The 19,924-nt window shown below is 70.8% G+C and carries 20 protein-coding genes and 6 tRNA genes; 17 read left to right on the top strand and 9 right to left on the bottom strand.

All coding sequences use genetic code 11. The features are described 5' to 3' along the window. Positions 1-6 precede the first annotated feature (6 nt). The gene (locus LQ326_RS01550) at positions 7-825 is read left to right on the top strand and encodes a TrmH family RNA methyltransferase (protein ID WP_089103193.1); all 819 of its coding nucleotides are present in this window, start codon (positions 7-9) and stop codon (positions 823-825) included. Between the two features lie 6 nt (positions 826-831). Here LQ326_RS01550 and LQ326_RS01555 read toward each other — a convergent pair whose 3' ends face one another. Continuing rightward, the gene (locus LQ326_RS01555; protein WP_234531625.1) at positions 832-2,163 is read right to left on the bottom strand and encodes a serine/threonine-protein kinase; all 1,332 of its coding nucleotides are present in this window, start codon (positions 2,161-2,163) and stop codon (positions 832-834) included. Positions 2,164-2,359: 196 nt separating this feature from the next. On the opposite strand from LQ326_RS01555, the gene LQ326_RS01560 reads away from it, so the two are divergent. The 4 genes from LQ326_RS01560 to LQ326_RS01575 all read left to right on the top strand — a co-directional run bounded on the left by LQ326_RS01560 (position 2,360) and on the right by LQ326_RS01575 (position 4,942). After that, positions 2,360-2,635 (top strand): DUF8836 family protein, encoded by a 276-nt coding sequence (locus LQ326_RS01560; RefSeq protein ID WP_234531626.1) that lies wholly within the window; start codon positions 2,360-2,362, stop codon positions 2,633-2,635. A gap of 210 nt (positions 2,636-2,845) precedes the next feature. Next, positions 2,846-3,022 (top strand): hypothetical protein, encoded by a 177-nt coding sequence (locus LQ326_RS01565; RefSeq protein WP_046726640.1) that lies wholly within the window; start codon positions 2,846-2,848, stop codon positions 3,020-3,022. Positions 3,023-3,522: 500 nt separating this feature from the next. After that, positions 3,523-4,446: a phosphotransferase family protein gene (locus LQ326_RS01570; RefSeq protein WP_234531627.1), complete on the top strand. Its 924-nt coding sequence runs from the start codon at positions 3,523-3,525 to the stop codon at positions 4,444-4,446. 196 nt (positions 4,447-4,642) lie between these two features. After that, positions 4,643-4,942, top strand: coding sequence for a TFIIB-type zinc ribbon-containing protein (locus LQ326_RS01575; protein WP_234531628.1), 300 nt, complete (start codon positions 4,643-4,645; stop codon positions 4,940-4,942). Between the two features lie 50 nt (positions 4,943-4,992). On the opposite strand, the gene LQ326_RS01580 is transcribed toward LQ326_RS01575, so the two are convergent. From LQ326_RS01580 to LQ326_RS01600, 5 genes are all read right to left on the bottom strand, one after another. Continuing rightward, positions 4,993-5,064 (bottom strand) — tRNA-Val (locus tag LQ326_RS01580). 34 nt (positions 5,065-5,098) lie between these two features. Continuing rightward, positions 5,099-5,170, bottom strand: a tRNA-Val gene (locus LQ326_RS01585). Positions 5,171-5,204: 34 nt separating this feature from the next. Continuing rightward, positions 5,205-5,276: transfer RNA gene (locus LQ326_RS01590), tRNA-Val, on the bottom strand. A 1-nt stretch (position 5,277) separates the two neighbouring features. Further along, positions 5,278-5,351 (bottom strand) — tRNA-Cys (locus LQ326_RS01595). Positions 5,352-5,390: 39 nt separating this feature from the next. Continuing rightward, positions 5,391-5,463 (bottom strand) — tRNA-Gly (locus LQ326_RS01600). A gap of 178 nt (positions 5,464-5,641) precedes the next feature. Here LQ326_RS01600 and LQ326_RS01605 point away from each other — a divergent pair. The 3 genes from LQ326_RS01605 to LQ326_RS01615 all read left to right on the top strand — a co-directional run bounded on the left by LQ326_RS01605 (position 5,642) and on the right by LQ326_RS01615 (position 8,551). Beyond that, a complete protein-coding gene (locus tag LQ326_RS01605) occupies positions 5,642-6,679 on the top strand; it encodes a chorismate-binding protein (RefSeq protein ID WP_234531629.1) in 1,038 nt (345 codons plus the stop codon). 1 nt (position 6,680) lies between these two features. After that, the gene (locus LQ326_RS01610) at positions 6,681-7,502 is read left to right on the top strand and encodes an aminotransferase class IV (protein WP_234531630.1); all 822 of its coding nucleotides are present in this window, start codon (positions 6,681-6,683) and stop codon (positions 7,500-7,502) included. A 224-nt stretch (positions 7,503-7,726) separates the two neighbouring features. Then, a complete protein-coding gene (locus LQ326_RS01615; RefSeq protein ID WP_234531631.1) occupies positions 7,727-8,551 on the top strand; it encodes a GNAT family N-acetyltransferase in 825 nt (274 codons plus the stop codon). 26 nt (positions 8,552-8,577) lie between these two features. Here LQ326_RS01615 and LQ326_RS01620 read toward each other — a convergent pair whose 3' ends face one another. Next, the gene (locus LQ326_RS01620; protein ID WP_234531632.1) at positions 8,578-9,096 is read right to left on the bottom strand and encodes a DsbA family protein; all 519 of its coding nucleotides are present in this window, start codon (positions 9,094-9,096) and stop codon (positions 8,578-8,580) included. Positions 9,097-9,408: 312 nt separating this feature from the next. Between LQ326_RS01620 and LQ326_RS01625 the strand changes: the two genes are divergently transcribed. Continuing rightward, entirely contained in the window at positions 9,409-9,864 is a 456-nt protein-coding gene (locus tag LQ326_RS01625) for a hypothetical protein (protein WP_234531633.1), read from the top strand. A gap of 222 nt (positions 9,865-10,086) precedes the next feature. Continuing rightward, entirely contained in the window at positions 10,087-10,239 is a 153-nt protein-coding gene (locus LQ326_RS01630) for a hypothetical protein (RefSeq protein WP_234531635.1), read from the top strand. A gap of 69 nt (positions 10,240-10,308) precedes the next feature. Here the strand turns inward: LQ326_RS01630 and LQ326_RS01635 are convergent, their stop codons facing one another. After that, on the bottom strand, positions 10,309-10,869 hold the full coding sequence (locus LQ326_RS01635) for a CGNR zinc finger domain-containing protein (protein WP_181806804.1): 561 nt from the start codon (positions 10,867-10,869) through the stop codon (positions 10,309-10,311). Positions 10,870-11,139: 270 nt separating this feature from the next. Then, the gene (locus LQ326_RS01640; protein WP_004002642.1) at positions 11,140-11,553 is read right to left on the bottom strand and encodes an SsgA family sporulation/cell division regulator; all 414 of its coding nucleotides are present in this window, start codon (positions 11,551-11,553) and stop codon (positions 11,140-11,142) included. Between the two features lie 191 nt (positions 11,554-11,744). Between LQ326_RS01640 and LQ326_RS01645 the strand changes: the two genes are divergently transcribed. The 7 genes from LQ326_RS01645 (at position 11,745) to LQ326_RS01675 (ending at position 19,825) form a co-directional block, all read left to right on the top strand. Next, positions 11,745-12,209, top strand: a complete 465-nt coding sequence (locus LQ326_RS01645) for a TIGR02611 family protein (protein ID WP_234531637.1) — start codon at positions 11,745-11,747, stop codon at positions 12,207-12,209. 76 nt (positions 12,210-12,285) lie between these two features. Beyond that, positions 12,286-12,357 (top strand) — tRNA-Val (locus tag LQ326_RS01650). 872 nt (positions 12,358-13,229) lie between these two features. Then, complete coding sequence (locus LQ326_RS01655; RefSeq protein ID WP_234531639.1) at positions 13,230-14,513, top strand: ABC transporter substrate-binding protein; 1,284 nt, start codon at positions 13,230-13,232, stop codon at positions 14,511-14,513. 11 nt (positions 14,514-14,524) lie between these two features. Further along, a complete protein-coding gene (locus LQ326_RS01660; RefSeq protein WP_234531641.1) occupies positions 14,525-15,487 on the top strand; it encodes a carbohydrate ABC transporter permease in 963 nt (320 codons plus the stop codon). Then, entirely contained in the window at positions 15,484-16,380 is an 897-nt protein-coding gene (locus LQ326_RS01665) for a carbohydrate ABC transporter permease (protein ID WP_234531645.1), read from the top strand. The genes LQ326_RS01660 and LQ326_RS01665 overlap by 4 nt, the downstream gene beginning before the upstream one ends. A 16-nt stretch (positions 16,381-16,396) precedes the next feature. Beyond that, entirely contained in the window at positions 16,397-16,975 is a 579-nt protein-coding gene (locus tag LQ326_RS01670; protein ID WP_234531646.1) for a hypothetical protein, read from the top strand. Between the two features lie 111 nt (positions 16,976-17,086). Continuing rightward, positions 17,087-19,825, top strand: a complete 2,739-nt coding sequence (locus LQ326_RS01675; RefSeq protein ID WP_234531647.1) for an exo-rhamnogalacturonan lyase family protein — start codon at positions 17,087-17,089, stop codon at positions 19,823-19,825. The last annotated feature ends 99 nt before the right edge of the window (positions 19,826-19,924 follow it).

The raw sequence follows: 19,924 nt of genomic DNA on the forward strand, positions 1-19,924 counted from the left end.
CACCCTGTGGCCGATCTCATCACCGTTGAGGATCCCGACGACCCGCGCCTGCGTGACTACACGGGCCTGACCGACGTCGAGTTGCGCCGCAAGCGCGAACCGGCCGAGGGCCTGTTCATCGCCGAGGGCGAGAAGGTCATCCGCAGGGCGAAGGACGCGGGTTACGAGATGCGTTCCATGCTGCTGTCCGCCAAGTGGGTCGACGTCATGCGCGACGTCATAGACGAACTCCCGGCCCCCGTCTACGCGGTCAGCCCGGAGCTCGCCGAGAAGGTCACCGGCTACCACGTGCATCGCGGCGCGCTCGCCTCCATGCAGCGCAAGCCGCTGCCGACGGCGGCCGAGTTGCTGCGCACCACCCGCCGGGTCGTCGTCATGGAGTCGGTCAACGACCACACCAACATCGGCGCGATCTTCCGCTCGGCGGCCGCCCTCGGCATGGACGCGGTGCTGCTGTCACCGGACTGCGCGGACCCGCTCTACCGGCGCAGCGTGAAGGTCTCGATGGGCGCGGTCTTCTCCGTGCCGTACGCCCGTCTCGACACCTGGCCCAAGGGGCTGGACTCGGTCCGCGAGGCCGGGTTCACGCTGCTCGCCCTCACTCCGGACGAGAAGGCCCGCAGCCTTGACGAGGCCGCCCCGCACCGGATGGACAGGGTCGCCCTGATGCTCGGCGCGGAGGGCGACGGCCTCTCCACCCAGGCCCTGGTCGCCGCCGACGAATGGGTGCGCATCCCGATGTCCCACGGCGTCGACTCCCTCAACGTGGGCGCGGCGGCCGCGGTCGCCTTCTACGCGGTGACCACCGGCCGCCCCGAGGCGTAGGACTGCCTACTCCTCGAGGGCCGTGGCCTTCGCCGGCACGACACCGGAACCGGGCACGCCCAGCCCGTGCGCGGGCCCGGAACAGCCCTGGGCCAGCGCGATCCCGAGCGCCACCAGCAGGGTCACCACGACGAACACGAAGAGCCGCTGGCGCAGCAACCGCGGATTGGCCGGACGCCGTCCGGTACCCGTGGGACGCGGCGCCGGACGCCCGGCACCGGCGCGCGACGCGGGCCGGCTCCCGGTTCCGTTCCCGGGCCGGGTGCCGTTGCCGCGCGGGGCGGGTGTGGGGCGCGAGCCGTTCGGCCGTGACGGCAGCCCGCCGGTCGGGCGCGGACCGCTGCCGCCGCGCGAGGGGGCGTTGCCCCGCATCGGCGCGCCCGACGCGCCCGACGAGGACCGCGGCCGGCGCTGGGTGCGCTGCGGATCCGGGTAGGTGTCGGTGAGCCGCCCGGTGGGCCGGTCCGCCTCCGCGGCACGCGGCGCGGGCGGCCGTGCGTCGGCCAGCCCCTGCGCCTCGCGTGCGGCGATCTCCTTCAGCCGGAGCGACAGCTGCAGCGTGCTCGGCCGCTCCTCCGGGTCCTTGGCCAGGCAGGCCCGCACCAGTGGCGCGAGCGCGTCCGGCACCCCGTGCAGCTGCGGCTCCTCGTGGACGACCCGGTAAAGCATCACCTCGGAACTGCCGTGCCCGAAGGGCGAGTCACCGGTCGAGGCGTAGGCGAGGGTCGCGCCGAGCGAGAAGACGTCCGTGGCGGGGGTGACGGCCGCTCCGCGTACCTGCTCGGGCGCGAGGAACCCGGGGGAGCCGACCGCCGTACCGACGTGGGTGAGGGTGGAGGCGCCGGTGGCCCAGGCGATGCCGAAGTCGATGATCCGCGGCCCCTTCGGGGACAGCAGGATGTTGGACGGTTTGAGGTCCCGGTGCACGACCCCGGCCTCGTGCACGGCGACCAGGCCCTCGGACAGCGCGGCGCCGACCGCCGCCGCGTCCGCCGCGCCCAGCGGGCCGTCGTCGGCTACCTTGTCGTGCAGCGAGGGGCCGGGTACGTACTGGGTGGCGAACCACGGCCGCTCGGCGTCGAGATCCGCCGCGACCAGCCGTGCCGTGCAACCGCCCCTGATCCGCCGGGCCGCCGAGACCTCACGGGCGAAACGGGAGCGGAACTCCTGGTCCTCGGCCAGATCGGGCCGGATCACCTTCAGCGCGACCCGCTGCCCTTTCTTGTCGGAGCCGAGGTAGACCACGCCCATGCCGCCGGCGCCGAGCCTTCTGTGAAGCCTGAACGAGCCGACGACGCGCGGGTCCTCGCGCCTCAGGCGCATCATCGCCATGTTCATCCCCGCTGCCCGGTCCGTTTGACGTGGCACAGCTTACGTTTACCGGGCCGCCCGTGCGCAGAGGCCGCGCCCTCTCGGCCCGATGGATTGTCAGTGTCGGGTGCGAGACTTGAGGAGTGCTCAGGAAGGTGCCGTTATTTGCTCCTTTGAGCACCCGTCTGCTCCAACAAGCCGTCACAGAAGGGGGATTGATGCTGTGAAGGGTGACCGCGTGGAGATAGTCGTGGACGCCGGCGACACGACCCGCACCTATGAGGTGGTGGCTACCAGGGCGGGGCGCCGGGTGGAGACAGCGGTACGGCGGGGGGTGGTGGAAGTGAGCGAAGTCACGAGAAACGGGACGGTCGTCAGGACCGCCCGCTTCATGGCGACCCGGGTCCTGGCTCTCGTCGAGCAGCCGGTGCCCCGCGAGGACAGCTCGGAAATACCGGGAAGGACCGGGCACCCCCTCCGGGAAGACCCCGAGGGGTAGGTGGAGACGCAGTACCCCGTCTCCACCCAGGGGAGTAGACCGCAGGTCACGGCTCATCCTCTCGGAGGCCCGCGATTCGATACGAGGGCATGACGTCCGCAAGACTCCACGCGCCTAGATTTGAGGTCAAGCGGCGGGTGCAGCACTCGTCCCCCGAGGTCAGACACCCGCCGCTGCCAACGACAACTGAGAACGGTCAGGAGAGGGACCATGGCCCTTACGGCACAGCGGACACACACCACCCGCCCCCGCCGACAGGGCCGTCGCCACCCGCTGGTGGCGACGCTGATGGCCCTTCCCCTGGCGGCCTTGCTCCTCCTCGTCTTCGACGGCTGGGAGACGGTGGCCACACAGGCGTCGTCCGTGGGAGTGATGCTGGGGCGCTGAGCGGCGACCCCAGGCCCGGAAGAGCGGTCCGGGCGGGGACATCCACCCATGAAACCCCGTGGGGACGGGGGTGCGGCGGACGGCAAAATGCCGGCGCAGCTGGGGAGCTGCGCCGGCATTGCTTTTTCCGCGGGGCCGCGGCGTTCGCTGTGCGCCCCGCGGCCCGGTGGGGCCGGCCGCGCCCACCGCGCTGAGCCGCGCATCGGCTCAGCCCCACGCCCCTCACGGGGCACCTCAGCCGTACGGGGCTCCCCTCAGCTGTCGGCAGCAGTGTCGGCTGCTCGGCTGATGGCAGTCGTGACGCTGGGGAGCTGAGGGTCCTCCGCGTGCGCGAAGCCAAGCGTGGGGCGCTGGGTTCCCCCTGGGGGAGCACCCCGCGAGCGCGGGTGAGCGGCATCCCGGTACCCAGGCTCCGACCCCGGCCCCGACCCGCTGTGAACCCCGGCCCGCCCCGCCCCCGTACCCTCACCGCAGCACAGCCGCACTTCCCGGGGGACCCCATGACCACAGACGTGACACCCCAGCTGACCGCCAGGATCAGAGCCGCCGCCCACCCCGACGCGGCCCCCTGTGCCTGCGCCACCACCACCCTCGCCCACCGTCCCGACACCACGGTCCTCCGGCACGCGGAAACCGTCGCCAAGGTCCACGCCCCCGGCACCGACCCCGCCGCCCTCACCCTCCGCCTGGCCACCGCCGCCCGTCTCCCCGACGTCTTCCTCCCGCCTCTCGCCCCGGCCCCCGCCGCCTTCGTCGACGACCGCCCGGTCACCCTCTGGCCGTACGGCGCCCCCGTGGACCCCGACGCCCCGGACGCCGCCCCCTGGGAAGCCGCCGCCACCCTCCTCGCCCGGCTCCACCGGACCCCGCCCGCTCCCGCGACACCGCCGATGCGCGGCCCCGCCAAGGCGGCCCACGCGATAGCCCGCCTCCGGAAAGCCCTGACCGGCGCGGGCTCCCACCCCGCCGCCCCGCCCGTCTTCCGTGCCTGGTCCGCCCTGCCCGCGTGGGCCCGCGCCGAGGCTCCCGTGCCCGGCCACCACCCCGGCACCCTCTGCCACGGCGACCTGCACCTCGGCCAGCTGGTCCGGTATCCGGCGCCGAACGGCCCCTGGCGGCTCATCGACGTCGACGATCTCGGCGTCGGCGCCCCTGCCTGGGACCTGGCCCGCCCCGCGTCCTGGTATGCCTGCGGCCTGCTTCCGCCCGACGCGTGGACCCGCTTCCTCACCGCCTACCGCGCGGCCGGCGGTCCGGCCGTGCCGGAGGACGGCGACCCGTGGCCCGCCCTGGACGTCCCGGCTCGCGCCCTCACCGTCCAGACCGGCGCCCGCTACCTCGCGAAGGCGATCGCGGCGAACCGCCCGCTGGACGAGGTCGAGCAGTCCCTGATCGACGCGTGTGCCCGGATGGCTCCGGAATGATCCTGGATTGATCCCGGACCGAACGCGGATCGAGGCCGGATCAAACCCGGAACGGTCCCGCCGCTCCCGAACGACCTCGGTCCCTGGGCGGTTGATCCACGATTTCCCGAAGTAAGGTGCAACCGACCGGGAACGGACGGAGTCTGTCCTGGGGGAAACGCGAAGCAGTTTTTACCGGCGAGGAGTTGAGCCGACCATGCAGTGTCCGAAGTGTCATGCGCCGATGCACACCTACAACCGCAACGGCGTCCAGATCGAGCAGTGCAGCGGCTGCCGGGGCATCTTCCTCGACTACGGCGAGCTGGAGGCGCTGACCCAGCTGGAGGCGCAGTGGTCCAAGCCCGCCCCGCCGGCTCCGCAGGCGTACCCGGCCCCGCCCGCGCCTGCCTGGGGCGCCCCGCACGGTGGCGGTCACCACGGCGGAGGCCACGGCGGACATTATGGCGGCCACGGTCACGGCCACAAGAGCTGGGCGCACATGCTCTTCTCCAGCTGACCGCACGAAGAAGCCCCGGCCGTGTGGAACGGCCGGGGCTCTTTGCTGTGTGGACGATACTGGGATTGAACCAGTGACCTCTTCCGTGTCAGGGAAGCGCTCTCCCGCTGAGCTAATCGTCCTCGGGGCCGCGATCCGGGGATCACGGGCACTGCGTGCGCGATACTGGGATTGAACCAGTGACCTCTTCCGTGTCAGGGAAGCGCTCTCCCGCTGAGCTAATCGCGCGGGGTAGATCTCCGGTCTGCCGACCAAGATCCAGTGGACGATACTGGGATTGAACCAGTGACCTCTTCCGTGTCAGGGAAGCGCTCTCCCGCTGAGCTAATCGTCCTTGGAGGTGGAGACGGGATTTGAACCCGTGTAGACGGCTTTGCAGGCCGTTGCCTCGCCTCTCGGCCACTCCACCAGGAGTGTAGGGGATCTGGACGACCCCTAGGTTCCTTCGAGCGGACGACGAGGCTCGAACTCGCGACCTCAACCTTGGCAAGGTTGCGCTCTACCAACTGAGCTACGTCCGCCTGTCGTTTCGGACCGCTCTCGCGGCCCGGCGACGTGTTGAACTCTAGCGGATTCCCGGGCCAGCACAAAAACGCGTTTGCGCAGCGTGCTGCGCCTGGCCCGGCGGATGACGTGGTCAGGGCACCCTTGACGACATGCCCGGGTCACCCCCAGGACACCCGCCATAGACTCGACGACGTGCTCCATCACCCTCCTCTCGCCCGGTTCGGCGGCCGCGTCGCCACCGGCCTGCTCGACGTCACCAGCGATCCCGCGGCCCTCGACTCCTCCGGTTTCTGGGCCGTCTGCGCGGATTTCGAGGGCCACCTGACCTGCGCCCGCTTCGGTGACGTACGGGAGGAGCCGGTGCCCGCGCCGGTGCCGGGGCAGTGGCGCGGGCCGGCGGCCGCTGACTGGAGGTCGTCCCTCGACCGCGCCGCGTACACGTCCGCGGTGCGGCGGATCCGCACGCACATCGCGGCCGGCGAGGTCTACCAGGCCAACCTCTGCCGCGTGCTGTCCGCGCCGGTCGCCCCGGACGCCGACGTGGACGCCCTGACCGCCCTGCTGGCCCGCGGCAACCCGGCGCCGTATGCCGGAACGATTCGCCTGCCGGAGCACAAGGTGGAGATAGCCACCGCCTCGCCCGAACTGTTCCTGCGCCGGAGGGGGCGGACCGTCGAGAGCGGGCCCATCAAGGGCACCGGCCGCACCGAGGCGGACCTCCTGGAGAAGGACTACGCCGAGAACGTGATGATCGTGGACCTGGTCCGCAACGACGTCGGGCGGGTCTGCGCCACCGGCACCGTGACCGTCCCCGACCTGTGCGCCGTGGAGAAACACCCGGGGCTGGTCCATCTCGTCTCCACGGTCCGGGGCGAGCTGGACGCGGACGCCGGCTGGCCCGAACTGCTCGCCGCGGCCTTCCCGCCCGGTTCCGTCACCGGTGCGCCGAAGTCCAGCGCCCTGCGGATCATCGAGGCCCTGGAGACCACGCCGCGCGGCCCGTACTGCGGCGGCATCGGCTGGGTGGACGCGGACCGGGGGACCGGCGAGCTGGCCGTGGGCATCCGCACCTTCTGGATCGACCGGGACGCGGGCGCGCTCCGGTTCGGTACCGGGGCCGGGATCACCTGGGGTTCCGACCCCGAGGGCGAATGGCGGGAGACCGAGCTGAAGGCCGCCCGGCTGCTCGCGGTAGCGTCGGGCAGGTACGACGTGAACGGAGGGGTCTGAGTTGAAGATCTGGCTGGACGGCGGACTGCGGGACGTGGAGTCCGCGCGTGTCTCCGTCTTCGACCACGGGCTGACCGTGGGGGACGGCATTTTCGAGACGGTGAAGGCGACCGGGGGCCGGCCCTTCGCGCTCACCCGGCACCTCGACCGGCTGACCCGTTCCGCCCGGGGCCTCGGCCTGCCCGACCCCGACCACGACGAGGTCCGCCGGGCCTGCGAGGCGGTCCTCGCGGCCAACCCGATGCCGCTGGGCCGGCTGCGCATCACCTACACCGGCGGCCACGGCCCCCTCGGCTCCGACCGCGGAGACCGCGGCCCGACCCTCGTGGTCGCCCTGGGCGAGACCGGCCGCCGCGCCGACTCCACGGCCGTGATCACGGTCCCCTGGACCCGCAACGAGCGCGGCGCGCTCACCGGCCTGAAGACCACCTCGTACGCCGAGAACGTCGTCGCCCTGGCGCGCGCCCACCAACACGGCGCGTCGGAGGCCCTGTTCGCCAACACCGTCGGGCAGCTCTGCGAGGGCACCGGCTCCAACGTCTTCGTCGTCCTCGACGGCGAGATCCACACCCCGCCGGTCGCCTCCGGCTGCCTGGCCGGCATCACCCGCGCCCTGACCGTCGAGTGGACCGGCGCCCGGGAGTCCGATCTGCCCCTGGACGTCCTGGAACGGGCCGACGAGATCTTCCTCACCTCCACCCTGCGCGACATCCAGGCCGTGCACCGTGTCGACGACCGTGAACTCCCCGGCGCTCCCGGCCCGGTGACCGCCAAGGCCATGCGCATCTTCGACGAGCGGTCGGGCGAGGACCTGGACCCCTGAGAGCCCTGCCCGGCCGGCCGATTCGGGCGGGCCTTGGCCGAGTCCTTGGTCGGGCCGGATCCTTGGTCGGGTTGTCGTCCGGCATCGTCGGGCTGACGTCCGGCTCTGTTCCCCCTGACGTCCGGGCCTTATCGGGCTGACCTGGCCTTATCGGGCCTTATCGGGCTGACGTCCGGGCTTTATTGGGCTGACGCCCGAGGCCCCGGGCGGGTAGAACACCCCTGATGACCACGACCCTGCGGCCGACCGAGCCGCTCCAGCACGGCGCCGACGGAGCACTGTCCCGCCGCTTCCAGGTGTGCGTGAACAGCAGACCCGTCGGCACCCTCCACCTCGGCACCTCACAGGCCTTCGGCCGTCTGGGTGCCCGCATCATCGACCTGCGGATCGAGGAGCCCGACCGCCGCAGAGGGCGAGCCACGGTGGCCGCGCTCGCCGCGGAGGAGGTGGCGCGTGGCTGGGGCTGCCGGCAGATCGAGGTGGAAGTGCCTGCCGCCGTCGAACCCGCCCTGCACCTCGTGGAGGCACTCGGGTACGTCTTGCGCAACCGCGGTATGCAGAAGCCGCTCGGCGACACCCCGCCTGTGCTGCCGAAGGGCAGTCGGGCCCGTGACCTGACCGAGGCCGAGTACGAGGGGTGGCTCGCGCACGCCTCCGAGGAGTACGCGCGCACGTGGAACGAGCGGGGCGTGCCCGAGGCCGAGGCACGGGAGAAGTCACGGCGCGACCACGCGCGGCTGTTGCCGCAGGGCCTCGCCACGGAGGGTGTGCGGCTCAGCGTCCTCGAACACGAAGGGAAGCGCGTCGGCATCCTGTGGCTGGGCGTCCGGGCGGACGGCGTGTGGGTGTACCGGGTCGAAACCGACGCGGCCCACCGCGGACAGGGGCACGGCCGCACCCTCATGCTGCTGGCGGAGGCACAGACGATCGCCGCCGGAGAGCACGTCCTGTGCCTCAACGTGTTCGCCGGCAACACCCCGGCCGAGCGGCTCTACGAGTCGCTGGGGTACGTCGTCCGCTCCTACTCCTTCTACAAAGACCTGATCTGAGGGGCGGGGGCCAGGGACCGGGGCGGTCACCCCCGCCCGGCCAGCAGCCGGTCCGCGATCTGCTCCACGCGCTCCCGCAGCCCCTCCTGGCTCTTGCCGCCGTCGAGGCGCTCGCCGCCGATGACATAGGTCGGGGTGCCGGTCACGCCGATGGCCTTGCCCTCGGCCTGGTCGGCGTCCACGATCAGGATGTGCCGGCCGTCGATCAGCGCGGTGTCGAACTCTTCGGCGTCCAGGCCCAGTTCACCGGCCACCTCGACCAGGAACGGCTCGCCCCCGCGGTCCAGCTCCTCGACCCGGCCGAGGACCGCTTCGACGTACTCCCAGCCCTTCCCCTGCTCCAGAGCCTCCTCGGCGGCCTGCGCGGCGGCGAACGCGTGCTTGTGCTTCTCCAGCGGGAAGTGCCGCAGCCGCAGCTCCAGCCGGTCGCCGTACCGGGCACGCAGGGCACGGAGATCGTCCAGCGCCCTGCGGCAGTCGGGACACTGCAGTTCACACCAGACGTCGAGAACCAGGGCGCCGGTGTGCACGGAGGAGTCGTTCATGCCGCCCAGTCTTCCAGCCCGTGCTCCATGGACCCAATCGAGCCGACGGCCGCCGGCCGGCACCGGACACGGCTGGTGCCCGGCTGCCGGGGAGGTGTGGTGGCCGCCGGCAGGCACCGGCCGGAGTCGCGGTGGCTGTGGTCGTAGCTCGTACCTGGGGTGGAGGTGACCCGGAGAGGACCCCGAGATGCCCCTGATTGTCGGACCTGGGCATGGATCGCGCGGGCTGGGCGGTGCAGGATGGAAGAGGCGGAGCAGCGCGCGCACGCCGCCCCCGCCCCGCCCGCCCGACGCAGCCCGCAGGAGGACCGGATGATCGCCGAGACAGTCTGCTCCGCCGTGTCCGTGGCGGGCCTGGGCATCGCCGTGGTCACCGCCTATCGCAAGCGGTACCTGGCGGCGGCCCGGCTCGCCGCCTACTCCCTGGTCCCCATCGGCCTGGTCATGACGGGCGTGGTCGGCTGGCTCGCCGACACCGCCCTCAGCCCCACCGCCTGGGCGGGCTTCGGCGTGCTCGGCGCGGCCTGGGCCCTCTTCTCGGCCACCCGCGCCGTGGAGCGCCGGCGCGGCGGCACCCGTGGCACCCGGGCCGAGCGCAAGGCGGCTGCCCGGGGCGCACAGCGCGACGCCGTCGCCCCCACCGCCTCGGCACCGTCCCTGAGCCCCGCCACCCGCCCGGCGGCCGGGCCCGCGGCGGCCCCCAGGAGCACCGGCTCGGACGACGACTTCGGTGACATCGAGGCCATCCTCAAGAAGCACGGGATATGACACTCGCCGGCGGTGGGTGCGGCGCTGCTCAGCCGGGTCGCGACCGCATGCATATGACAATCACATGAGGCATTGAAACGACACAGTGCGTCCGTGGTGTGCGCCGAAGTGTTCAGAGGGTGAGCGGAAGCGAAACGGACATCGCGGAATTCAACGAACTCCAGCCCATTCCGGGCGTGTTGATCGCGTGGCGGGTGCCTGCTGGGACATCATCGCCGCGAGATGCTGGACACGAAACAGAGCGAGGCCGCGCCGTCGAAGGACGAGCCCCGCGGGTGCCTCTTCGCCCTTTCCCAGCCACCGCTGATGATCTTCCTAGCGGTGATCGGGTGTCTGCTCCTCATGGCTGCGCTGCACGACCTGCTGTGGCTGTGAGCCGTACCCGCCAGTCCCGGCGTCACCCGCCGGGACCGGCGTCGGCATCGACGCCCGGTACTCCCGGGGTCAGCCCGCAGCCTCCTTGCGGCGCGCCCGGTACGCGGCGACATGCAGACGGTTTCCGCAGGTCCTGCTGTCGCAGTACCGACGTGAACGGTTACGGGAGAGGTCGACGAAGGCGCGCCGGCAGTCCGGGGCCTCGCAGCGCCGCAGTCGCTCCTGCTCCCCGGCGACGACGAAGAACGCGAGCGCCATCCCGCAGTCGGCGGCGAGATGGTCGGCCACCGAGGCGCCGGGCGCGAAGTAGTGCACATGCCAGTCATAGCCGTCGTGATCCGTGAGGCGGGGGGTGGTGCCCGCCGCGGCGACCAGCTCGTTGATCATCCCGGCCGCGGTCCGGGCATCCGGAGCGGCGAAGATCCCCGCGAACCGTCCGCGGACCTTGCGCACTGCCGAAAGATCGAACTCCGACAGCACACCCACATCGCTGATGTCGTGGTTTCGTACGAAATCCTGGAGAGCCGCGACATCGGCCAGTCCGTCCGCCGCCGTGTCGTCCTCCGGTGCGGTGTTCACCAGATCCACCACGGCGTCGAGAGAACACCGGGTGTCGTGGGTGATCAGCACGTTTCGCTCCCTGGCCTGAGGGTCGGGCGGGCGCCCGCCGATGGTGGCCGATGGTAGCGACATACGGCGGCCCCGTACCGTCCCCTGTCCCTCTCGGGACTGTCCGGTAGAACGCTCGCCGCCCGGCGGCGGTTCCCCGGGCGTGCGGACACACCGGAGCCGCCCCGTGACCGAACACGGTGGCGGCGCCGGTGCTGCCGTTATGCGGTTGTCTTGGCCCGAGCCGTCTCCCCGAGTGGACGGCGCCGGGCGGCTTTCAGGGGCCGCGCCCTAGCTCTCCGCCAGAATGTGGGAGAGCTCCTGATCGAGATCGAAGTGCCGGTGTTCCGTGCCGGGCGGCACGGCGGCGTCTGTTCGCTTCAGGAAGGATTCCAGGGCTCGCGCGGGGGCTTCGAGCAGGGCTTCCCCTTCCGGAGAGCTCAGGGCGATGCACACGACGCCCTGACCGTGGCTGCGGGACGGCCAGACGCGGACGTCGCCGGTGCCCGTGGGGCGGTGCAGTCCCTCGGCGAGTAGGTCGCGGGCGAACACCCACTCGACGGTCTCCTCGGCTCCGGTGTGGAAGGTGGCGTGCACGGCGTAGGGGTCGGCCGTGTCGTACCGCAGGCCTGCGGGGACAGGCAGGGAGGACTCGCTCGACACAACGAGGCGCAGGTGCAGCTCGCAGCTGACCGTGGTGTTCATAAGCGCCAGGGCCTTTCGCTCAGTGTGCGCTCGGGGATTCGCACGTCGGCGAAATCGACATGCCACCTACGGTGCCGTTGTAAACCCCTCTGAGTGTTTTGCGTGTGTTTACGTAACTCTTCTGGCCGAGAAGCTGGACGCGATCTACGACCATTCCAGTGACCGGAATCACTCAGGTAGGGTTTGTTCGTATGAATACGGGGAGTAACGAACCGGGCGAGGTCGCTGTGGCCTCGGACGGGAGCGAGGTGGACGGGACGACGACGGACCGGGCACGTGACGAGCGGGGGCTCGGATCGCGGGCGCCCGAGTTCATCAAGGCGCGCCGGGTGCTGCACCTGAGCTGGCAGGCCGGGGTCTTCGCGGTGGGTCTGGCGATCGTGGGCGTGGGCATCGTCCTGCTGCCGTTGCCCGGACCGGGCTGGGTGATCATCTTCGCCGGCATGGCGGTCTGGGCGACCGAGTTCGTCTGGGCCCAGCTGGTGCTGCGCTGGACGAAGCGCAAGGTCACGGAGGCGGCTCAGAAGGCGCTCGACCCCAAGGTGCGCCGCCGTAACATCGCGCTCACGACGATCGGCCTGGTGGTCGTGGGTGCCGGGGTCGGGATCTACGTCTCCAGATTCGGGATCGTGATGCCCTGGAGGATCGAGGAGTGATCCGGCCGCCGGCCACAGGCCCCCGGCGACTGGTCGGGGGCACCCCCTGACATGGGGTAATCTTCTTCCTGTGCCCGGGCGATTAGCTCAGTGGGAGAGCGCTTCGTTCACACCGAAGAGGTCACTGGTTCGAACCCAGTATCGCCCACCCGGAACCACGGCCCACCTGCGAGAGAGCAGGTGGGCCGTGGTCGTTCCCGGCCCTTGGGTGGAGCTACGGCGGCCAAGGTTGCATCGTGCGGCGCGGCTGTCGCGTGGAGGCGCGGAGGGGGCGGCGAGGGGGCGGCGAGGCGGCGACGCGGCTCCTTGGCGGGGCGCCGGAACCTGAACGCGAGGGGCGCGGCCAGGGGTCTGCGGGCGTGCGATCGCCTTCGGTCGGCAGGTGGCCGCTGCCTGCGGGTTCCTCCGGCACGGACGTTTCCGGACCGGGGACCGTACCCCGGAGCCGGCCCTGCTCGCCGACCGGCGTCCCGCCGCAGTGGTCGGAGGCGTGCGCGGCGAGTCCCACGCCACGCACCTGCGCGGCTACGCTCCGCACCCCGCGGCCGCCATGGCTCTACGCCCAAGCCCCCCGCCACGCACCTGCGCGCCCACGCTTCGCACCCCGCGGCCGCCATGGCTCTACGCCCAAGCCCCACGCTCCGCGCCCCGGCGGAGCCGCGGCGACCGCACCTCGGGCGGCCCGCCATCCTCCTCACCCCTCCGTCGGCCGGAGTGTCCACCCGAAGCGCCTCGTCCGCCCCTCGCCGCCCCACCCATTCATCGAAGCCAACCCGTAACACCCGCCCCCCGCAAGCCACTTCACGTTCGACCCCCCGACCGTGCGCCGCTCACCTGCGGTGTCACCCACCCAGTGCCCCCGCACCCTCCCGGCCGCGCCCGACCCCGCCCACCCCGCCCCCAAGAAATTCCTGTCCGAATCATTGACGCCTCACCGGCCCCTCCGTAACTTGTGCCAGCAAGCGCTTACTTGAAACGATTCATGCAGGCGTCGGCGACGCTGCGGGGAGGGGCCTGACTGTGGGAACCGGCAGGAATGTGGAGAGGCGCACCATCCTGAAGGCGGCCGGCGCCTCGGCGGCCGCGGTCGGGCTCGCCGCGACGGCCGGGTGCGGCGGCAGCGGTGCCGGGGACGGAACGGTGACGATCCGTTACTCCTGGTGGGGTGCGGAGGAACGCGCACAGAAGATCAACAAGACCATCGCGCTCTTTGAGAAGAAGTACCCGAAGATCAAGGTCAAGACCGACTTTCAGACGTACGCGTCCTTCTGGGAGAAGTTCCAGACGCAGGCCGCCGGCGGAAATCCCCCGGACGTTTTCCAAAACGCCGTCACCTTTCTCCGGAAGTACGACAAGCGAGGAATTCTCCTCGATCTCAAGTCACAGGTCGAGGCGGGAAATCTGAGCCTGGATCACTTCCGGGCCGGGGTGACGAAGGTCGGCGAGGTCGACGGGAAGCAGCTCGGAGTCCCCGTCGGCTCCAACACCATGGCGCTGGTCATCGACAAGAAGGTCTTCGAGAAAGCCGGCGTCGAGCCGCACGCGGGCTGGACCTGGGACGACTACTTCAAGGCCCTGAAGACCATCCACGACAGGACGAAGGTCGCGGGGGACACCGGCTACTTCAGCATCATGTACCTGTACGACCTCTACCTCCGCCAGAACGGCAAGGCGTTCTACACCGACGACGGACTCGGCTTCGACAAGGCCGACCTGACGGAGTGGTGGACCGACGGCTACAACCGGGTCAAGGCCGGCATCGTCACCGACCCGAAGGTCGTGGCCCAGGACTTCCCCAAGTCCTCCCTCTCCGCCGGCCACGGCGCTTCCGAGTTCACCTGGGACAACTTCACCGTCCGCTACTCCGCCGAGGGCGACAGCACCTACGGCCTCGCCCCGATCCCGACCATGGACGGCAAGCACACCGGGCAGTACCTCGCCTCCCTGATGCTGAGCGCCTCCGCCCGCACTGCCCACCCCAAGGAAGTCGCCCAGTTCATCGACTTCATGGTCCACGACCCCGAGGTCGGCAAGATCATGGGCTACGACCGGGGCATCCTCGCCAGCACCGAGCAGTACTCGGCGTACCGGCCGACGGACGCGGTGAACAAGGAGATCGCGCAGTACGAGGACGACACCGCCAAGGCCGGCGTCCTGGGCACGATCACCCCGCACCCCTCCGGTGCCGACACCATCGAGGCCGCCTTCCTGCGCATCGGCGGCGACCTCGGCCAGGGCAAGACCAAGGTCGCGGACGCGGTGAAGCAGTTCTTCACCGAGTCCGAGGCCGCCTTCCAGGCCTGATGGGACCCGCCGTGACGCTCGTCAAGGACTCCCCGCCCGCTGCCCGCAAGCCGCGCTCGGCCGTCTCCGCCACCACGGGGCGGCGGCCGGGCCGCCGGCGCGAGAACCTCGCCGGCTACCTCTTCATGTCCCCGTGGATCGCGGGCTTCCTGCTGCTGACCGCGGGCCCGATGGCCGCCTCGCTCTACTTCGCGTTCACCGACTACAACCTCTTCAACACCCCGAAGTGGGTCGGGTTCGACAACTTCACCAAGATGTTCCACGACCCCCGCTGGCAGAAGTCGGTGGAGGTGACCGCGAAGTACGTGGTCATCGGCACCCCGCTGAAGCTGCTGCTCGCCCTCGGGGTGGCGATGCTCCTCGCTCAGAGCCGGCGCGGCCAGGCCTTCTACCGGGCCGCCTTCTACGCCCCCTCGCTCATCGGCGCCAGCGTCTCGGTCGGCTTCGTCTGGCGGTCGCTGTTCTCCGACGGCGCGATCGTGGACCGTACCCAGTCCGTCTTCGGCTGGCACGTCGGCGGCTGGGTCGGCAACGCCGACTGGGTGCTGTACTGCCTGGTCGCGCTGACCGTCTGGCAGTTCGGCGCGCCCATGGTCATCTTCCTGGCGGGCCTGAAGCAGGTACCGAGGGAACTCTACGAGGCGGCCGAGATGGACGGCGCCGGGCCGCTGCGCAGGTTCTGGAACATCACCCTGCCGATGATCTCCCCGGTGCTGTTCTTCAACGTGCTGCTGGAGACCATCCACTCCTTCCAGATCTTCGGGTCGGCCTACGTCGTCTCCAACGGCACCTGCGGACCGGCCGACGCCACCCTCGTCTACACCTGTTACCTGTACGAGCAGGGCTTCAAGAACGCCCAGATGGGCTTCGCCGCCGCGATGGCCTGGATGCTGCTGCTGGCCGTGGCCCTGGTGACGGCCGTCCTCTTCTGGTCCCAGAAGAAGTGGGTGCACTACGAGGAGGGCGCCCGATGAGCGCGGCCACCACCGAACCGACGCTCGCGACCAGGGCCGAGCAGCCCTTGCCGAGCCGCCGCCGGACCGGCTCCCTCGGCTGGCATCTCGGCGCCCTGCTGATCCTCGCGGTCATCCTCTATCCGGTGGTCTGGGTGATCGGTGCCTCGTTCAAGCCCAGCAAGGACATCATCAACAGCCTCCAGCTGGTCCCGTCCCACCCGATCCTTTCCAACTTCAAGGGCCTCGCCGACGGCATAGCGGACATCAGCATCTGGACGTTCTTCCAGAACTCCCTCTTCTACGCCGTCGGCGCCGTCGTCGGCGTGCTGATCTCCTGCTCGCTCACCGCCTACGCCTTCGCCCGCATCCGGTTCGCCGGCCGCAACCTGCTCTTCTCCCTGATGATCGGCACCCTGCTGCTGCCGTACCACGTGCTGCTGATCCCGCAGTACGTGATGTTCCAGAAGCTGGGCTGGATCAACACCTACACCCCGCTGCTGATCGGGAAGTACCTCGCCACCGAGGCGTTCTTCGTCTTCCTGATGGTGCAGTTCATGCGGAACCTGCCCCGGGAGCTCGACGAGGCGGCCCGGCTCGACGGCTGCGGGCACTTCCGCATCTACTGGTCGATCGTGCTGCCGCTGTGCCGGCCGGCCCTGATCACCAGCGCGATCTTCACCTTCATCAACGCCTGGAACGACTTCATGGGCCCGCTGATCTACCTCAACGAGCCCGGCAAGTACACGGTCTCGCTGGGCCTGATGATGTTCCGCGACTCCGACGGCGTGGCGGCCAACTACGGCGGGATGATCGCCATGTCACTGGTGGCGCTGCTGCCCGTGCTGCTGTTCTTCCTCGCCTTCCAGCGCTACCTGATCGACGGAATGGCGACCTCCGGACTGAAGGGCTGATGACGTCGTGGCCGACGTGCGCGCAAAACCCTCCGTCTTCTCGGAGAGGTTCGGCGTCTTCGCCGAGTGTCTGCTCACCGGCGTGTGGATCGCCGTCGCCTCCCTGGGAGTCGTCACCTGTCCGGCCGCCTTCGCCGCCGGCGCCCGGCATCTGCGCCGCCGTACCGGTCAGGTGGGCGGCGGCTGGCGGGAGTTCGTGAGCGACTTCCGGGCCGCTCTGCCCGGCGGGTGGGCCGTCGGGCTCGCCGGCTGGGGCGCGGTCGCCGCCGCCTGGGTGGACGTCCAGGCCGTGCGGGCCGGGCTGCCCGGGGGACCGCTCGTCGGGGCCGTGGGTCTGTTCGCGGTGATCGGTCTCGCGGTGGCGGTACTGCGGGCGGCGGCCGTCTGGGCGCCCGGCGACCGCTGGCGCACCCTGCTCGCGGCGGCCGGCCGGCGTACCGTCCTCGACCCCGGTGGATCCTTCCTGCTCGTCGGGGGAGCGGTCCTCGTCGTCTGTTCCGCTCTGCTCATCGCGCCGCTGGCGGTGCCCGTGCTGGGCGCCCTCGCGGCGGCGGCCGTCGCCGTGGAGGAGCGTCACCGGCTCCGCCACGGCTGACCGGCCCGGCACCAGGGTCGGCGCCCCGGCGCCGCACCCCTCTCTGTCATGCCCCTGACCATCCCGGGGCCATGACCGTCCCCGCACTCGCACGGAAAGGAAAGGCGGACCATGTCTCCCATCCCCCGCAGGTCCCTCCTCAAGGCGGCCGCGGTCGCCGGCGCCGCCGCCCAGTTCAGCTGGGCGCTGGGCGCCAAGGACGCGCAGGCGGCGCCCCGGCCCAAGGCCGCCGACGCGGACCCGGTGACCCTGGACTGGCTGGAGGACGGCGGCCTGGGCGCCGCGCCCGGCTCGACCGTCGGCGTGCCCTGGCCGATGGGCGCGTTCCAGGAGGACCAGACCTTCGCGCTGACCGACGCGGATGGCAAGGCCGTGGCCGTCCAGTCCTGGCCGATCGCCTACTGGCCCGACGGCTCCCTCAAGTGGACCGCCCACGCGGTCAGTTCCGGCAACGGCAAGCTCACCCTCGCGGCGGGCGAACCGGCCGCCCCCGCTCAGCAGGTCACCGTCGACAAGAGCGGCGGCACGATCGACGTCTCCACGGGCGTGATCACCGTGCGGATCGGCAAGAACGGCTCGGCGATCGTCAAGTCCGTCACCCGGGGCTCCACCGAGATCGCCAGGAACGGGCGGCTGGTCCTCATCCGCCAGCCCGAGATCGAGGACGAGGACCAGGGCACGGTCAGGACCGAGCGCTTCGACGGCGCGATCGACTCCGTCACCGTGGAGCAGGAGGGCCCCGTCCGGGCCGTCGTCCGCGTCGACGGCAAGCACCGCAAGGGCAGCCGCGGTTGGCTGCCGTTCTCGATCCGCCTCTACTTCTACGCGGGCGCCGACTCCTTCCGGATGGTCCACACCATCACCTACGACGGCACCCAGGAGCCGGGCAGGGCGAGCGGCGACTTCGTCCGCGGGCTGGGCGTGCGCTTCACCGTCCCGATGCGCGACGAGGCGTACGACCGGCATGTGCGGATCGGCGGCGAGGGAACGGGCCTGCTGCGAGAGGCCGTTCAGGGCATCACGGGCCTGCGCCGCGACCCGGGCGCGGCCGTCCAGGCGGCCCAGTACGCGGGGCAGAAGCTCCCCGACCCGGCCACCTGGGACCAGCGTGTCACCACCCGCCTCCAGTACGTCCCGCACTGGGGCGACTACACCCTCGCCCAGCTCTCCGCCGACGGCTTCACCCTGCGCAAGCGGACCAAGAAGGGGTACGGCTGGATCGCGGCCGGCGGCGGCAGGCGGGCCTCCGGGTTCGGTTACGTCGGCGGGGCGAGCGGCGGGTTCTCCTTCGGCCTGCGCGACTTCTGGGAGAAGTTCCCGGCACAGCTCGACATCCGCGACGCCCACACCGGCGCCGCCGAGGTCACCCTCTGGCTCTGGTCCCCCGAGGCCCAGCCGATGGACCTGCGCTTCTACCACGACGGCATGGGCCAGGACACCTACGCCGAGCAGCTCGAAGGCCTCAACATCACCTACGAGGACTACGAGCCCGAGTTCGGCACGCCGTACGGCATCGCCCGTACCTCCGAACTCCTCTTCTGGGCCAACGAGTCGACCCCTTCGGCTCAGACGCTGGCCGAACAGGCCGCGGCCGTACGGATGCTGCCGCAGCTCACCACCCCGCCCGGACAGCTCGTCAAGGCCAAGGTCTTCGGCCCCGGCCTCTACTCCGAGCCCGACCGCTCCACCGCCGCCAAGGCGAAGATCGAGGACCACCTCGACTTCCTCTTCACCTACTACAAGGACCAGGTGGAGCAACGCCGTTGGTACGGCTTCTGGGACTACGGCGACTTCATGCACACCTATGACACCGTGCGCCACCAGTGGCGGTACGACATCGGCGGCTACGCCTGGGACAACTCGGAGCTCTCGCCCGACCTGTGGCTCTGGTACGCGTACCTGAGAAGCGGCCGCGCGGACATCTTCCGGTTCGCCGAGGCGCTCACCCGGCACACCGGCGAGGTCGACGTCTACCATCTCGGCCAGTGGGCCGGCCTCGGCACCCGGCACGGCGTCCAGCACTACGCGGACAGCGCCAAACAGCAGCGCATCTCCAACACCACCTACCGGCGCTTCTACTACTTCCTCACCGCCGACGAACGCGTCGGCGACCTCATGGCCGCCAACGTCGACTCCGACGAGACCTTCCTCGTCCTGGACCCGCTCCGCAAGGTCCGCACCGATCCCTACACCCCCGACCGGCATGCCCTCTCCATCGGCTTCGGCACCGACTGGAGCGGCCTGGTGTCGGCCTGGCTGACCGAGTGGGAGCGCAAGGGCCCCAAGTGGGAGAAGGCCAAGGCCCGCGTCCTGTCGACCATGGAGGGCATCGCGGCTCAGCCCAACGGCTTCGTCCAGGGCAGCGGCCTCTACGACCTCGACACCGGCAGGTTCGCGACCGCCACCACCGCGGTGGTCTCCGTCTCCCACCTCTCGGCGGTCTTCGGTCTCAACGAACTCTGCGCCGAACTCATCCACCTGATCGACATGCCGAAGTTCAAGGAGGCGTACCTCGACTACTGCCGCTACTTCAACGCCACCAAGGCGGAGCAGGCGGCCCGCTACGGCTCGAACTTCGGCACCCTGCTGCTCTTCCAGGGCCACTCGCGCCTCGACGCGTACGCCGCCGTACAGACCGGCGACGCGACGCTCGCCCAGCGCGCGTGGACGAAGTTCTACAACTCCGACGGCTACACGGAGTCCTCACCGTGGCGGACCGAGCCGCTCTCCGGCCCGGTCACGCTGGTGGCGGGCAGCGAGGCGAGCTGGGTGTCCTCCAACGACACCGCGCTGTACGGGCTCGCGGCCATCGAGAACCTGGCGCTGCTCGGCGACAAGATGCCGTCATAGGAAGGCGGGGGAGCGCCGCCACACGGGCGGCGGCGCTCCTGCCGTCGAGTGTGGTCCAGGTCACTTGGGGCAGCCATGAGTACGCGTACTCGGATCGCC

It is taken from the genome of Streptomyces shenzhenensis (assembly GCF_021462265.1).
GTDB lineage: Bacteria > Actinomycetota > Actinomycetes > Streptomycetales > Streptomycetaceae > Streptomyces > Streptomyces shenzhenensis.